This window comes from Candidatus Methylomirabilis limnetica (assembly GCF_003044035.1).
Lineage (GTDB): Bacteria > Methylomirabilota > Methylomirabilia > Methylomirabilales > Methylomirabilaceae > Methylomirabilis > Methylomirabilis limnetica.
The window spans coordinates 1-13,510 of sequence record NZ_NVQC01000022.1; the positions used below are offsets into that span (position 1 = coordinate 1).

Sequence of the window (13,510 nt, forward strand, 5' to 3'; positions counted from 1 at the left end):
CTGAACGTGATCTCGCTTCCACTGCCGCCCCTGCGAGATCGCACGGGAGATATCCAATTGATCGCGCATCACTACCTCACAAAGTACGCAGCCGGCAGCGGGAAGGAGGTCACGGGCATCACTTCAGCGAGGACGCCCTGCGCCATCTGGCGATGGTCCCATACCCATGGCCCGGCAACATCCGGGAGCTGCGGAATGTGTTGCAGCAGGTGGGTGTCCTGTTGCAACACCCGGAGATCAGGTGGGACGACTTTCCGGCGTCCATTCGTATGGTGCGCGCAGAGGCGCTGCCGGCCGACCGACCCGATTCGACCGGGTGGCTGGCCCAGGCCGAACGCCAGCTCATCCGCCAGATCGTCCAGCAGTGTGCGGGGAACCTGTCCCAGGCGGCACATCAACTCGGTATTTCCCGGAGCACGTTGTACCGGAAGCTGGAACAGTTTGGGCTGAAGCGACAGATGTTGATTGCTCCGGACTAGGACACCTGTTGTGCGACAGATGTCGCAGTGTGGGGCGGAATAACGACAAAAAAGTCCCCACTAGGACAGGCTGGCGTGGTAGCATCAACGGTTATTGACCTTCAAGTATCTGCGCGAAGGATGGTGTGGAGGCGCCATATGTCGATCGCAATCCACACAAGGGGTAACTTTTTCGCCATCGGCTGCGTGATTGTGGGCAGCATCAGACAGTACGACCTGCACCAGACCGGGCAACTCGTGCAGTTCGATGTCAGTTGAATCTACTGGGGGTTCATTCTCCGCGGCTTACCGCGAGTTCGTCATACCGGCGGAAGCCGGTATCCAGAGGGCCCAACTGGATTCCCCCGTATCAAGTACGGGGCAGGCGTGTCAAGCACGGAATGACGGGCCAGGACAGAAGACGATACCCTGCAGCTTGCTGCGGGGTAGTTCATTCTACTGGGGGTTCATTGATGGATCTCCACTGTCGAAAGAGCGATCACATCTGACGAAGGGAATGTGAACGGTGAAGAGTTGGAGGGGGATGCGTATGCGCAAACTGGGCTGGGCCGTACTTGCACTATTCTTGACACCGCTGCTTTCACCCTTGATAGGGAGCGCGGAGGCACAGACGCGGAATGAAATGAGCCAACTCAAGCACGAATTGCAGGCGTTGCGGGAGGAGGTCGAGACCAAGAATACACTGGTAAAGCGGATGCAGCAGCGTCTGGAGGCCCTTGAAACCAAGATGCAGGTGGAAATTCAGCGCCCCGTGGACGAAAAGCTGAAAGTCATGAAGGAAGAGATAAAGACTGAGATGGCGGCGAAGGCAGAATCCCCCAAGCTGTTGGGCGGTCAGGTCTTCTTCAAGGGTGGATATGCCCGCATGGATAGCCCGCGGAGCAACTCCCTCTTGACGGCCCAGGACAACCCCGATGACAGGAACGGCTTTAACGTAGGAGCCGGGCTGGACCTCCCCTTAATGACGATCTTCAATAGCACGCTTTTAGGGGAGATCTATGTCGAGTACATTCAGACTCAGCATACAACAGGTGATTCCAGTGCTAAGGTTGAAACTCCACCGGATAAGGTCCTCGCGGAGGGGAAGGGGTTAGAAAACATTCTGACCGTAGGTATCGCCCCGAAATTCCGCTTCGACAACCTGGGCTCCATCCGGCCCTGGCTGGCCCCCTATCGGCCATGGATCATCCCCGTCGGCCTGACCTTTAATGTGAACACGCCTGTCAACAAGGCCATCACCAACATCAGCATAGGCGGGGTCACCGGCATAGGGATTGAACGTCTGTTCTGGAACAATCGACTCAGCCTCGGTATCGACGCCAGATACTACTGGGGTCCTGATATTCCGGACGAAAATCTTAAGCACCTCACCACTAGTGGCTATGTCGGGATCAACTTCTAACGTAACTGCAAGATAGATAGGCTGAAAGCTGAAGGCTTTTAGGGGCAAGTCATGCGTGATCATGCAAAACTCCGAAAAGGTCTTGAATGGCTCGGTTCGTGCCTTGCGAGATAATTTAGAACCTTCAGCCTTCAGTCTAAACACCTTGTAGTTACCTTCTAGCACCTTAATGGTTCTTCCGGCATCCCCTCCCCCCACCGAGAGCCTGCCCCGGACTCGATCCGGGGGGGCGGGTGGGGGGCGTGCGCCATGCACTATGTCAGCGGGTGACAAGCAATCGCCCACGCAGCCCAAGAGACGCTATGGGTGACGGTCCGAAGGCCTCCGTTCACCCCCACCTTCATCCTCCCCCCTCGAAGGGGAGGAACACAGCTACCCTCTTCCCCGGAAGGGATATTGAGCTCCCAGTATACTCACGCTAAAACCGGAAGAACAAAAAAGGGAGGAAGTCAGAGCCGGAAGAATGTGGGATTATTCCAGAAGTGACGGACTACTCGTTTCGAGGAGAATGGTATTTTGATGGAGGCGCATAATGAGCAGGCGAGGACGTCAACTCCTTTTTGAGGGTCCCGACTTCCTTTTCCAGTTCTGTTAGACGTTCCAGGACGCACCGGATCGCCTTTTGGGCGGGATCCGGCATATCAGCCATCTCCAAGTCAACTGCCTGCGAGACCCGTTTGCCGTCGCGATAGATGACCTGCCCTGGCACACCCACCACGAGTGAGTTCGGTGGGACTTCCTTCACCACCACGGAGCCTGAGCCGATACGGCTGTTGTCTCCCACCTTGATCGGCCCAAGGATTGTGGCGCCCGCACCGATCACGACACCGTTGCCGATCGTCGGATGGCGCTTCTTTTTCTCCAGGCTGGTGCCGCCCAGTGTCACGCCCTGATAGATGGTGACACCCTCACCGATCTCAGTGGTCTCGCCGATGACGATCCCGATGCCGTGGTCGATGAAGAGACCCATCCCGAGACTCGCGCCAGGATGGATTTCAATCCCGGTCAGGAATCGGCCTACGTGCGCGATGAAGCGTCCGAGAGTCTTCAGGTTGCCGTTCCAGAACCAGTGCGCGACGCGGTGGAAGTACAAGGCATGCAGGCCAGGATAGCACACGAGAACCTCCAGCGTGCTGCGAGCCGCTGGGTCTCGGTCAAGGGCCGCTCGGATGTCTCGTTTGAGTGTTGTGAACACGCAGTGTTCGCGATTCAGTTTCGGATGGTTACGGTCTCGTTCAACTCCCGCAGGAGCTGGTCAAGGTTGACCCCGTGGACCTGGGCACTGGTAGCGATATTGTCGTACTCAGCCGCAGAGCACCCCAGGCAGGCGACGCCATAGCGGTTAAAGATCTGGACGGTCTCCGGGTATTGCCGCACCACATTGTCAATCTTCATCTCTGCGGTGATCCTCATCAACCTGCCTCCCTTCGGAGAAACCGCTGGTCTGCCTTATGCCGGCTACTTATACACAAGGGCAACGTCAGCGATTCCTCGGTTCAACTGCAAGCTTATCATATAAGGCTAGAATCAATCATGGCAAGCGAATTTTTCTCGTGGGCGATTGCTGTTGACTTCCAGCCAGAGGTCCGGTAGCCTGCCGTTGCCTCCATCCTCACGGATTGCAGATTGCCGATTTCGGAATGGGGAACGGGAGCAACTCTTGTGCCTTCGATCCGCAATCGCGACCGACGAAGACCCCGGGGTGGCCTCAATGAATCTGATAGCTAAGATTCACGCGGCCCTGGAGCGCCATTATGGCTCTAAGAAGGCGCGCAGGGCTCTGAGCAATCCACTCGATGGCCTGATCCTTGCCATCCTTTCCCAAAAGACCCGCAAGACGCATACCCCCGCGCGTGACGACCGTCTCCCCTCCAATCTCTGTCCCTCTGCCCGATGACATCGGCGTCACTCTTCGGTTTGGACGAACTGGGGCGCGATCCGCACCTTCTGGCTGTCCAGGCGGTCGCGGCCGGCGGCAGGGTGGGCCCCCTGTATCTGGTCGGTGGGTACCTGCGTGATTTTCTGCTTGGCTCCTTCGACGTGGCTAATGACAGGCGTGGCAGGGCGAAGCGGATCGACCTCGATCTGGTGATCTGGGGGAAACCGGAACTGTTCGGTCGCGATCTGGTCACGGCCCTGGAAGGCAGCCTCATTCGCCTCGAACCAGAGACGGTTCGGGCCATCGTTAGATCCCCGATCGGGGTCGAGGACAGGTCTGCAGGGATGATCGTCCAGATCGACATCAGTCGATCGAAGGGCGAGACAATCGAAGACGATTTGGCTCTCCGCGACTTTACGGTGAATGCCATGGCCGTGAGGCTCGACACCCGACACCCGACACCCGACACCCTGTCTTTAATTGATCCGGCGGGTGGGCTGAACGATCTAAAGGAAAAGCGCCTTCGAGCCCTTGCCCCATCGGCATTCGATCGCGATCCGCTTCGCCTGATCAGGGCAATTCGCCTGGCTGCAGAGCTTGGCTTCACTATTGAGGAGACTACTCGGCAGTGGATCGTCGAGCGCGCATCGCTCCTCGGAACAGTAGCCGGGGAGCGTCTGCGAGACGAGCTGTTCAGGGTCCTCGATACGGTCCCCGCAACGCCTTGGATCGAGCACCTCGACGTCCTGCAGCTTCTGAAGGTGCTGGTCCCGGAGGTAGAGGCGCTCAAATCAGTTCCGGCAAGCATGCCGCATCGTCTGCCCCTCTGGGAACACTCGCTTCAGACGCTTCGGTCTGTCGAACTGCTGCTCACGAATCTTGAGCAGCTCTTTCCGGAAGACGCCCTCTGGTTACGCGAGCGGCTCGGCCTGGAGATCGAGGCTGGCGTCACCGAGGCCGCCATCCTCAAGCTGCTGGGGTTCCTGCACGACATCGGCAAGCCGGAGACTCGGAGCATACAACCAGATGGTCGAGTCCGGTTCCTGGGGCACGAGCAGGCCGGTCTGCCAGTCCTCACTCGCCTATGCGAACGCCTTCGCCTGGGTCGGCGGGCAACAAACCTCGTAACCAACATCGAGCGATATCATCTGCGGCCGATCCATCTCTCGAGTCTGGCAACGGTCACCGCCAGTGCGCAGTATCGTTTCTTCCGGGAGCTGGGTGATGTTGCCCCCGTTGTGCTGTTGCACTCCTGGGCGGATCTGCTGGCCACGATCGGTGGGGAAGCCGAGGAGTTCAGCCGGCATCAGGTATTCCTGCGCGAGGCGTTCCGATTCTACAGAGCCGAGTTCATGGCAAGCCAGGTAAAGCCCATCGTGCGAGGAGACGATCTGATCAGGATGTTCGGCGTTGTGCCAGGCCCTTTCCTGGGATACGTACTTGATCGCTTGCGGGAAGCTCAGGCGACTGGGCTCTTCAACAGCCGCGAGGATGCTCTGGCTTACGTCCAGGAACATCTTGTATCGTGGCAGCAGTCGTTCGAGGTGCGACCCTCTTGAGTCACGCGCCAAAAATATGCGCGTCAAAACCATTGACAAGCGTGAGTGCTTTTGTTAGACAGAAGAGGGCGCGGGAGTAATTCAGCGGTAGAATGTCAGCTTCCCAAGCTGAACGTCGCGGGTTCGAGTCCCGTCTCCCGCTCCACGTTGGTCAGCGTTCAGCCATCAGCGGTCAGGTTTCAGCTTCTGAAGTGCCCTCAAGTCTCCAAGGATTTCCCTATGCTTGGTCTGGGTTGTAAGCGTGGCACTGTACGGGAGGACTGTAGGCCCTCTCGTAACGGGCGGGGATAAACCCCGCCCCTACAAAGCGGAACTGCCGGGTTGAGTGAGTTCGGTTGACGCCGAGTCCTGTTGCTCATACACTGAACACGTTCGGGTTATAGCCGTCAGTCTTCAGCGTGTTGCTGAGAGCTGATTGCTGATTGCTGGTTGCTGATTTCCCGTCGAGGGGGGCCTCATGAAAACGCTTGGCATACTGGTTGGAGGTGGCCCCGCGCCAGGCATTAATGGCGTGATCGCTGCTGCGACGATGGAGGCTCGCAACCATGGGGTACGCGTCCTCGGCTTCTACGATGGGTTCAAATGGCTTGCACGAGGCGACGTAAGCCACGTGATAGAGCTCGAAATCGATGAGGTGTCTCGGATCCATTTCGAAGGGGGTTCTATCCTTCGAACGGCCAGGGAGAATCCGACCAAATCCCCGGATGCGCTCCGAAATGTGGTCGAGGCGCTGAACAAATTGGAGGTGTCATGCCTGTTGACAATCGGGGGTGATGACACCGCCTTCGCGGCGTGTCGGCTATCGGAAGCCGTGCAGGGTCGAGTCGCCGTCGCGCATGTGCCGAAGACGATCGACAACGACCTCCCACTCCCGCAGGAGGTGGCGACGTTTGGCTTTACGACGGCTTGCAACCTGGGCAAAGAGATCGTTCAGAATCTAATGGAGGATGCGGTGACGGCGAATCGCTGGTTCTTCGTCACAGTGATGGGCCGACGGGCGGGCCATCTGGCGCTTGGCATAGGAGGCTCTGCCGGCGCCACTTTAACGGTCATCGGAGAGGAGTTTCCAGAACCGAGGATCCCCCTTCAGACGCTGGTTGACATCCTGGAAGGCGCTATCATCAAGCGGCGCGCCTCCGGGAAGGGGTACGGCCTGGCGATTCTGAGCGAAGGGCTGGCCGATAAACTTGATCCTGCTGATTTCGGCTCGGTTGAGCGGGACGGTTATGGGAATGTCCGTCTCTCGGAGCTTGTGTTGGGGCGAGTGCTGAAAGAGCGGGTTACTGAAAGCCTTCGCGCGCGAGGTGTCGATGTGACGATCGTAGCTAAAGATCTTGGCTATGAGCTCCGCTGCGCTCCACCCGGCGCACTGGATATCCTATATTGCCGCGGTCTTGGCTATTGGGCCACCCGTTTTCTGTTGGACGGTCACACGGAGGCCATGGTGACCATCCAGGGGGGGAAGATGGTCCCAATCCCGTTTCAGCAGATGTTGGATCATCGGACAGGGAAGATCCGTGTCCGGTACGTTGATATCAACTCCGAGTCGTATCGGACGCTCCGGGCCTATATGATCCGCTTGGAGCCTCAAGACTTTGAGACGCCAGGGCAGATCGAGACGCTCGCGCATGGCGGGCGCCTCGATCAGGCTGAATTCGTAAGCCGGTTTAGTTATCTTGGCGATCGACGCTCATAGAAGCTGCAGTAACCAGGAGGAGTATGTTTCTCGCGAAGGAGTCAGCACAATGAGATACTGGAGGCGAAGCATTCACCGCATGGTCTTCGGCGTGGTGGTCGTGCTGGTTCCGTGTACGCTCTGGACGGGCTCTTTGGCTTTGCTCGGGACAGGCCCTTCGACGTGGCTCAGGACAGGCTTGGCTGATGCGCAAGAGATCGTTTTCGTCAAGGCGCTAGAAGAGGCGAACAAAGCCATCCAGGAGGCGAGGGACTTCGAGGCGGATATCTATGCTCCGGGGGAGTTCGCCCTTGCCCTGAACTATTTAGCGCAGGCCAAGGATGAGGCAAAAACCTTCAGATCTGAGGCACAGCCGAAGCAGGATACTCACCTGTTCAGCGCCAGGAAGTCGGGGGAGGCGGTCAGCCTGCTAGCGGAGAAGGCACAGTACCAGGCGAAGGTGGCCGGGGCGAAGGCGATAGAGGTAAAATCCGACCGAGAGATCACCGCCATCAAAGCGCAGGTCGCCGATACCTTTAACACGGATGTCAACCGAAGCTTTACCCCGTTGCGGGAGCAGTTGCTGGGCGAACTGGGCGCAATGGAAGCCGTGAGGAAAGAGGCCCGCAGGGCGAGGGCGCGGGCAGAGTCTGTGCTACACACATTGACGCTCGAAGGGCAGGCCACGCCGGCGCCATAGCAGGAATTTTACCAGAGGCTTCAAAGCATTCGCAGTTTAGCGTCAAAGGCGCCGATGTTAGTCATGCGGAGAATAGAAGAATGATCGAGCGATTAGTCAGGGATCTGCTGAAGGAAATCGGCGAGGATCCCGATCGGGAAGGATTGGTCAAGACCCCGGAGCGGGTAGAGCGGATGTTAGCCTTCCTCACATCCGGATACGGCAAACAGGTGGATGATGTCCTGAACAAGGCGGTCTTCCAGGACAACTATGACGAGATCGTCGTGGTCAAGGATATCGACTTTTTTTCCTTGTGCGAGCATCATTTGCTTCCTTTTTTCGGTAAGTGCCACGTCGGCTACTTACCGGACGGTAAGATTGTCGGATTGAGCAAGCTGGTTCGGCTGGTGGAGATGTATAGTCGCCGACTCCAGGTGCAGGAGCGCCTGACCTCTCAGATCGCGAACGCCCTTCTGGAGGCCCTACAACCACGCGGGGTGGCCGTCGTAATGGAAGCCCAACACCTCTGCATGATGATGCGCGGCGTAGAGAAACAGAATAGCAAGGCCGTAACCTCATCAATGCACGGGATCTTCCGCGAGCGGATCGAGAGCCGGAACGAGTTCATGCAGTTGATCCGGTCGCACGCAACATAAAGGAACTGATCTCTCTCCAAGGGTAAGGGAGTACGATTACGGAACACAACCCATTGCGGCTGCCCGCATTGACCGGAATCCATTATTCCACTATATTACAGATTGAGCGGGAACTCTACCAGGCTGGACAGAGACTTAATCTCATCGGGGAACCTATGGGCGCTCACGATCACCATACAGAGGCAAAGAAGGTTGGGCCGATCCGATACGTCAGGCTCAGTATCACCGATAGTCGCAAGTCGGAAGACGACCACTCAGGTCGGCTCATTGAATCGCTGCTGAATGAGGCCGGGCATTACCAGGTCGCCTCGATGATCTTGAAGAATGATCCTAAAGGCCTGAGGGAGGTCATCAAGAAGCTGTGTGAAGAGGAGGTCGATCTGATCGTCATGACCGGTGGGACCGGGCTCAGTAAGAAGGATCAAACGATTGAAGCTATTAGTCCTTTACTGGACAAGGTGCTACCCGGTTTTGGCGAGCTGTTTCGAAGCCTGAGCTTCCACGAGGTCGGAAGCGCCGCCTTGATGAGCCGCGCCCTGTGCGGGACGGCAAAAGGAAAGGTGATTATAGCCCTCCCGGGATCAGTGGACGCAGTCCGTCTCGCCATGACGAAGCTCCTGATACCGGAGGTACAACACCTCGTCTGGGAGGCGTCTCGGTGAGACGGGTGAAGGAGTAAGACATGGCGGAGCGGGAACGAAAGCAAAAGCGCGAGGCCGGCGATGCCTCACCTGAGGCGGCCGAGCCGAATCCCGAGACCGTACAAAAAGGGAAGAAGCTCAAGGAGGATCTTGACAAGCTCATGGATGAGATCGACGAGGTCCTTGAGGAGAACGCTGAGGAGTTCGTAAAAAGCTACGTCCAGCGCGGCGGAGAATAACCCTGCAGGGTGGAGTCACGTATGCCTATCTACGAGTATCGTTGTACGAACTGCAGTCAGGTATTCGAAAAACTCGTCTTAGATCGCGATGCCTCAATAGAATGTCCACGCTGCCCAGGGGCGGCTGTAGAAAAGCAGTTTTCGGCCTTTAGCTTTAAAGGCGAGCGCAAGGTCATTGGCTCTGGTACCCTGGGTAGCGCGGGATCGAGTTGTGCGCCAAGCGGGTGAGGGAGCTGTGCCAACTGACCTCGGCGTGCCCGAGGTAAGGCTGTACTAATGGCAACCAACCCCGTCCGAGGGATATACGTATCAGATCACTCCTCCACCGGTCCCATCCGCACCCTCCTCCGGTTTCGGGAGCTACTCCGCCAGCTCGTCATTCGGGAAATCAAACTTCGCTATAAGCGGTCAGCGCTTGGGTTCGCCTGGACCGTGTTGAATCCCCTCCTCGCTATGGTCATCTTTACGATGGTCTTTTCCAGGTTATTCGGCAACCAGCCGCACTATCCGCTCTATGTGCTCACCGGCCTGCTGGGGTGGAACCTCTTCTCTCTGGGAACCTCCAGGGGCCTGGACAGCGTCGTCCTCAACGGTTATATCATCCGAAAGGTCTTTGTTCCCAAAGCGATCTTCCCGGTCGCGGCCGTTGTTTCGCAGATCGTGAACTTTGTCTTTACGCTGGTCCCACTCTTTGTCTTGATGATGGCTCTTGGAGCGAGTTTCAGTCTGAACCTCCTGTGGCTGCCGGTCCCCCTTTTGAGCCTGACCTGTTTTGCCTTAGGCATTGCCTTACTCCTGGGAACCTTCAATGTCTTCTTCCGGGACGTGAAGTACTTCTACGAGGCAGGGCTGCTAGCGTGGTTCTACGCCACCCCGATCTTCTATCCTGCGGAGATCATCCCAGATAAGTTCAAGCTCCTACTCCACCTCAATCCTATGTACGGTCTTCTGGAATCTCTCCGAGCTCCCATTTACATGGGAACAGCGCCGGCAGCGATCGCGCTGGTCTCCGGGCTCGCGCTCTCGCTGGCAATCCTCGCCGTCGGATGGATCGTCTTTCACCGATTCGAATCTCGATTCATCCATTATGTCTGAAGGACGAGTAAGCGGCTCAGTGTCTCAACTCGTTCAGACTTCCGAGGCAGTCGAGGTCCTTCAGACTTCAGCCCCAGTATCTCCACGAGGACGTTTGCCGGTCCTGGCGGTTGAAGATCTATCCATTCGTCTGCTATTGCATCGAGAGCGAATTCGGTCAATACGGGAGTACGTCATTCAGATGGTGAAAGGGCGTAAGAGCGAACGGGATGAGTTCTGGCCCCTTCGAGCGATCTCCTTTACAGTCCACTCAGGAGAGATTTTCGGTGTCATCGGGGCGAACGGGGCAGGAAAGAGTACGCTCCTGAAGGTGATCGCCGGCATCATCCCGCCCTCTGCTGGAAGTGTCGTAGTACGGGGACGGATCGCCCCCCTCATCGAACTAGGGGCCGGGTTCGACCCGTATCTGACCGGGCGAGAGAACATCTTCCTCTATGGATCCCTTCTGGGGTTTTCGCAGAAAGAGCTGGAAAGGCGATTTACCGGTATCGTCGAGTTCGCGGAGCTGGAGGAGTTTATCGATGTCCCCTTGATGAACTATTCGTCCGGGATGTCTGCACGCCTCGGGTTTGCGATTGCCACCGATGCGGAGCCGGACCTCCTGCTGATCGACGAGCTGTTCTCGGTGGGGGACGCCGCCTTCAAGAAGAAGTGCGAGGCACGCATGGAAACGTTCAAGGCCAAAGGCGCCACGATCCTGCTGGTCTCCCACGATCTCAAGCTGATCCAGGATACCTGCCATAGAGCCCTTTGCTTACATCATGGACAAGCCATCGCCGTCGGCCCAACCGACAAGGTCGTGGCCGAATACAACAAGCGCAGCGCCCCGTCATCCCCAGGCTAGCGACGATGCATGGTGTATCGCTTACCAAATGAACTACCCCGCGGCAAGCTGCGGGGTAGCGTCTTCTGTTCTGGCCCGTCATTTCGTGCGTGACACGCCTGCCCCGTACTTGATACGGGGCCTGTCCCGTACTGGATACGGGAGAATCCAGTCGGGCCCGCTGGATACCGGCTTCCGCCGGTATGACGAACTCGCGGCAAGCCGCAGGGTATCGACCATCGACGAGAATGAAGGACGGTTCTATCGCACCCCATCGAGATCTATCTCGGGTTATCACCCCGGCTCAGCCTCTCTACTCTCACCTTAACCAACCCCTATGCTTGTCTTGACAGTGGAGCGCGCCTCAGTCGATCGTAAGAATGGGTCCTTCGGCAATGGAGCAGTTCAGCATGCATGACCTCCTCACTGCCGTACCTCATTTGATGGCCAGCTTGCCCTTGTGGTCGAGTGGGGTGATCAGCGGAAACCTAGTGCAGCCGAAGTCGAAGACCCCTGAACGCTCTGCCAGAAACTCAACGGTTGTTTCTTGACCCGGATCGAGATAGCGTCTGATCTCTAAATCGGGGATAGAAAAGACGTGTCTGGCACCGTCGCTCCAGATACTCACCTTGACCAGCACCGATCTCCCTTCCCGGTCTACCACGATAACGGAGGGCTCACAGCGGTAGTTGCGGGCGATCATCGTGAAGGAAAGCCGCTTCGCTTCGGCGGGGGCCCCGGCTGAAGAGACGATCTCAGGAAAAAGCCCTGCGCAGCCCGTCAGGACCATGACGGAAGACGTCAATGACCAGATCCAGAATCGCTGCATGAGCTTACTGATTTTTGAGCCTCCCTGCGCTTCGTATCCTGATGTCGCACATTACCACAGGACTGTAGAAGTTTTCAAGTACGGTTGTCGAACAATACTTCCCAAAATCTGGAAAGGCCCCTATGATAAGGCTGTCTTATCGAAAACCCTTTCTCTCGGAATCACTATGGCAAAAACAAAGATCTTAATCGCAGAGGACGAACCTGCCTCCAGAGCGGGGCTCCAGGAGCTTCTCACCAGTTGGGGTTACACGGTCACTGCCGCTGCTAACGGTCAGGAGGCTCTGGAGAAGGCGGCCGAGTTGCAGCCCTCTCTCATCATCGCTGATCTCGTCATGCCAAAGATGGACGGCCTCACGCTGCTGCGAACTCTCAAGAATGACGCTACCCTCCCCTCCCTGATCATTTTGACCGGCCAGGGGACCATCGAGACTGCGGTCCAGGCGATGCAAGAAGGGGCCTACGACTACCTCACCAAGCCGGTCGATGTCGGGCGACTCCGCGTCCTTGTAGAGAAAGCGCTCGAGCGTGGAGCTGTGCTGAAGGAGGTCAAGCTGCTGCGCCACCAGGTCCGTCACCTGGGCCGGTTCGGCCGACTGATTGGCAATACGCGTGCTATGCAGGAGGTCTACCGACTACTTGAATTGTCGGCGCCTAGCACTGCGCCGGTCTTCATCTGGGGGGAAAGCGGAACCGGAAAGGAGTTGGCGGCCAGGACGATTCACGACCTCTCCCCACGGAAGCAAAGCCCCTTCGTCCCGATCAACTGCGCCGCTATTCCGGAAACGCTGCTGGAGAGCGAAGTCTTCGGTCACGAGAAAGGAGCGTTTACCGGCGCTACCGAGCGGAGAATGGGATGCTTTGAGCTGGCGGATGGCGGGACCATCTTTCTTGATGAGGTCGCGGAGATGAAGGTCTCCACCCAGGCCAAGTTCCTCCGGATCCTTCAGGAGGGCAGCTTTCGGCGGCTGGGCGGAGCCAGGGAAATCCACGTGGATGTCCGGGTGGTCGCCGCAACGAATAAGGATCCGGCGCAAACTGTCCAGGATGGATTGCTCCGCGAGGATCTCTACTATCGGCTGAACGTGTTCAGTGTCCACCTCCCACCCCTGCGGGAGCGGCGCGAGGACCTCTCACTCCTCATCCGATCGTTTATCGAGGAGTTTAAAGAGAAATATGGTACGGCGGTGCGCAGCGTGGACGCAGAAGCGCTCGCGCTCCTAACCAGGCACGATTGGCCCGGCAACGTCCGGGAGCTTCGGAATGTGCTGGAGCGGGCCGTCCTTGTGGCCCAGGGAAACATGATCACCTCAGCCGATCTGCCGCCGAACTTCCCCAGTCAGCGTCCTGGGCCGACCCCGGAGATCAACATCCCCGTCGGGATCACGATTGATGCGGCAGAAAAAGCCTTGATTCTCACAACGCTGGAACGCACGAACCAGAACAAGACCCGGGCTGCGGAGATCCTTGGGGTCAGCCTGAAGACGCTGCACAACAAGTTAGCCCGCTATCGGGAAGAAGCCTCCACTTTGGCTAACGCCCAGGAATAAGTCCA

General features: G+C 57.6%; 16 protein-coding genes and 1 tRNA gene. 14 read left to right on the forward strand and 3 right to left on the reverse strand.

The window, feature by feature from the left end:
- Positions 1 to 479: helix-turn-helix domain-containing protein (locus CLG94_RS07210; RefSeq protein WP_275666220.1), on the forward strand; the 479-nt coding region annotated here is incomplete at its 5' end.
- A gap of 529 nt (positions 480 to 1,008) precedes the next feature.
- Positions 1,009 to 1,881 (forward strand): hypothetical protein, encoded by an 873-nt coding sequence (locus CLG94_RS07215; protein ID WP_107562188.1) that lies wholly within the window; start codon positions 1,009 to 1,011, stop codon positions 1,879 to 1,881.
- A 490-nt stretch (positions 1,882 to 2,371) separates the two neighbouring features.
- On the opposite strand, the gene cysE is transcribed toward CLG94_RS07215, so the two are convergent.
- Positions 2,372 to 3,094, reverse strand: a complete 723-nt coding sequence (gene cysE / locus CLG94_RS07220) for a serine O-acetyltransferase (RefSeq protein WP_275666223.1) — start codon at positions 3,092 to 3,094, stop codon at positions 2,372 to 2,374.
- Positions 3,091 to 3,294, reverse strand: a complete 204-nt coding sequence (locus CLG94_RS07225; protein WP_239993164.1) for a DUF1858 domain-containing protein — start codon at positions 3,292 to 3,294, stop codon at positions 3,091 to 3,093. The genes cysE and CLG94_RS07225 overlap by 4 nt, the downstream gene beginning before the upstream one ends.
- 298 nt (positions 3,295 to 3,592) lie before the next feature.
- Between CLG94_RS07225 and CLG94_RS13005 the strand changes: the two genes are divergently transcribed.
- The 11 genes from CLG94_RS13005 to CLG94_RS07280 all read left to right on the forward strand — a co-directional run bounded on the left by CLG94_RS13005 (position 3,593) and on the right by CLG94_RS07280 (position 11,148).
- Complete coding sequence (locus CLG94_RS13005) at positions 3,593 to 3,778, forward strand: hypothetical protein (protein WP_133174661.1); 186 nt, start codon at positions 3,593 to 3,595, stop codon at positions 3,776 to 3,778.
- The gene (locus CLG94_RS07235; protein ID WP_193450642.1) at positions 3,775 to 5,319 is read left to right on the forward strand and encodes a tRNA nucleotidyltransferase/poly(A) polymerase-related protein; all 1,545 of its coding nucleotides are present in this window, start codon (positions 3,775 to 3,777) and stop codon (positions 5,317 to 5,319) included. Before CLG94_RS13005 ends, CLG94_RS07235 begins: the two co-directional genes overlap by 4 nt.
- A 70-nt stretch (positions 5,320 to 5,389) precedes the next feature.
- A tRNA-Gly gene (locus CLG94_RS07240) sits at positions 5,390 to 5,464 on the forward strand.
- Positions 5,465 to 5,776: 312 nt separating this feature from the next.
- Entirely contained in the window at positions 5,777 to 7,015 is a 1,239-nt protein-coding gene (gene pfp, locus CLG94_RS07245; protein WP_107562193.1) for a diphosphate--fructose-6-phosphate 1-phosphotransferase, read from the forward strand.
- A 49-nt stretch (positions 7,016 to 7,064) separates the two neighbouring features.
- Positions 7,065 to 7,694: a DUF4398 domain-containing protein gene (locus CLG94_RS07250; protein ID WP_107562194.1), complete on the forward strand. Its 630-nt coding sequence runs from the start codon at positions 7,065 to 7,067 to the stop codon at positions 7,692 to 7,694.
- Positions 7,695 to 7,774: 80 nt separating this feature from the next.
- Positions 7,775 to 8,329 (forward strand): GTP cyclohydrolase I FolE, encoded by a 555-nt coding sequence (gene folE, locus CLG94_RS07255; RefSeq protein ID WP_239993165.1) that lies wholly within the window; start codon positions 7,775 to 7,777, stop codon positions 8,327 to 8,329.
- A gap of 155 nt (positions 8,330 to 8,484) precedes the next feature.
- Positions 8,485 to 8,991, forward strand: coding sequence for a MogA/MoaB family molybdenum cofactor biosynthesis protein (locus CLG94_RS07260; RefSeq protein WP_107562817.1), 507 nt, complete (start codon positions 8,485 to 8,487; stop codon positions 8,989 to 8,991).
- A gap of 20 nt (positions 8,992 to 9,011) precedes the next feature.
- The gene (locus CLG94_RS07265) at positions 9,012 to 9,209 is read left to right on the forward strand and encodes a ubiquitin-like protein Pup (protein WP_107562196.1); all 198 of its coding nucleotides are present in this window, start codon (positions 9,012 to 9,014) and stop codon (positions 9,207 to 9,209) included.
- Between the two features lie 21 nt (positions 9,210 to 9,230).
- Complete coding sequence (locus CLG94_RS07270; RefSeq protein WP_107562197.1) at positions 9,231 to 9,437, forward strand: FmdB family zinc ribbon protein; 207 nt, start codon at positions 9,231 to 9,233, stop codon at positions 9,435 to 9,437.
- A gap of 48 nt (positions 9,438 to 9,485) precedes the next feature.
- Positions 9,486 to 10,304: an ABC transporter permease gene (locus CLG94_RS07275; protein WP_107562198.1), complete on the forward strand. Its 819-nt coding sequence runs from the start codon at positions 9,486 to 9,488 to the stop codon at positions 10,302 to 10,304.
- 94 nt (positions 10,305 to 10,398) lie between these two features.
- The gene (locus CLG94_RS07280; RefSeq protein WP_320414616.1) at positions 10,399 to 11,148 is read left to right on the forward strand and encodes an ABC transporter ATP-binding protein; all 750 of its coding nucleotides are present in this window, start codon (positions 10,399 to 10,401) and stop codon (positions 11,146 to 11,148) included.
- 415 nt (positions 11,149 to 11,563) lie between these two features.
- Here the strand turns inward: CLG94_RS07280 and CLG94_RS07285 are convergent, their stop codons facing one another.
- The gene (locus tag CLG94_RS07285) at positions 11,564 to 11,956 is read right to left on the reverse strand and encodes a cupredoxin domain-containing protein (RefSeq protein ID WP_107562199.1); all 393 of its coding nucleotides are present in this window, start codon (positions 11,954 to 11,956) and stop codon (positions 11,564 to 11,566) included.
- 166 nt (positions 11,957 to 12,122) lie between these two features.
- Here CLG94_RS07285 and CLG94_RS07290 point away from each other — a divergent pair, with 166 nt between their 5' ends.
- Positions 12,123 to 13,505 (forward strand): sigma-54-dependent transcriptional regulator, encoded by a 1,383-nt coding sequence (locus CLG94_RS07290; protein ID WP_107562200.1) that lies wholly within the window; start codon positions 12,123 to 12,125, stop codon positions 13,503 to 13,505.
- The last annotated feature ends 5 nt before the right edge of the window (positions 13,506 to 13,510 follow it).

Coding starts and splice junctions, on each gene's coding strand:
- CLG94_RS07215 (WP_107562188.1), top strand. CDS start 1,009: ATGCGCAAACTGGGCTGGGCCGTACTTGCACTATTCTTGACACCGCTG.
- CLG94_RS07225 (WP_239993164.1), bottom strand. CDS start 3,294: ATGAGGATCACCGCAGAGATGAAGATTGACAATGTGGTGCGGCAATAC.
- CLG94_RS13005 (WP_133174661.1), top strand. CDS start 3,593: ATGAATCTGATAGCTAAGATTCACGCGGCCCTGGAGCGCCATTATGGC.
- CLG94_RS07235 (WP_193450642.1), top strand. CDS start 3,775: ATGACATCGGCGTCACTCTTCGGTTTGGACGAACTGGGGCGCGATCCG.
- pfp (WP_107562193.1), top strand. CDS start 5,777: ATGAAAACGCTTGGCATACTGGTTGGAGGTGGCCCCGCGCCAGGCATT.
- CLG94_RS07250 (WP_107562194.1), top strand. CDS start 7,065: ATGAGATACTGGAGGCGAAGCATTCACCGCATGGTCTTCGGCGTGGTG.
- folE (WP_239993165.1), top strand. CDS start 7,775: ATGATCGAGCGATTAGTCAGGGATCTGCTGAAGGAAATCGGCGAGGAT.
- CLG94_RS07260 (WP_107562817.1), top strand. CDS start 8,485: ATGGGCGCTCACGATCACCATACAGAGGCAAAGAAGGTTGGGCCGATC.
- CLG94_RS07265 (WP_107562196.1), top strand. CDS start 9,012: ATGGCGGAGCGGGAACGAAAGCAAAAGCGCGAGGCCGGCGATGCCTCA.
- CLG94_RS07270 (WP_107562197.1), top strand. CDS start 9,231: ATGCCTATCTACGAGTATCGTTGTACGAACTGCAGTCAGGTATTCGAA.
- CLG94_RS07275 (WP_107562198.1), top strand. CDS start 9,486: ATGGCAACCAACCCCGTCCGAGGGATATACGTATCAGATCACTCCTCC.
- CLG94_RS07285 (WP_107562199.1), bottom strand. CDS start 11,956: ATGCAGCGATTCTGGATCTGGTCATTGACGTCTTCCGTCATGGTCCTG.
- CLG94_RS07290 (WP_107562200.1), top strand. CDS start 12,123: ATGGCAAAAACAAAGATCTTAATCGCAGAGGACGAACCTGCCTCCAGA.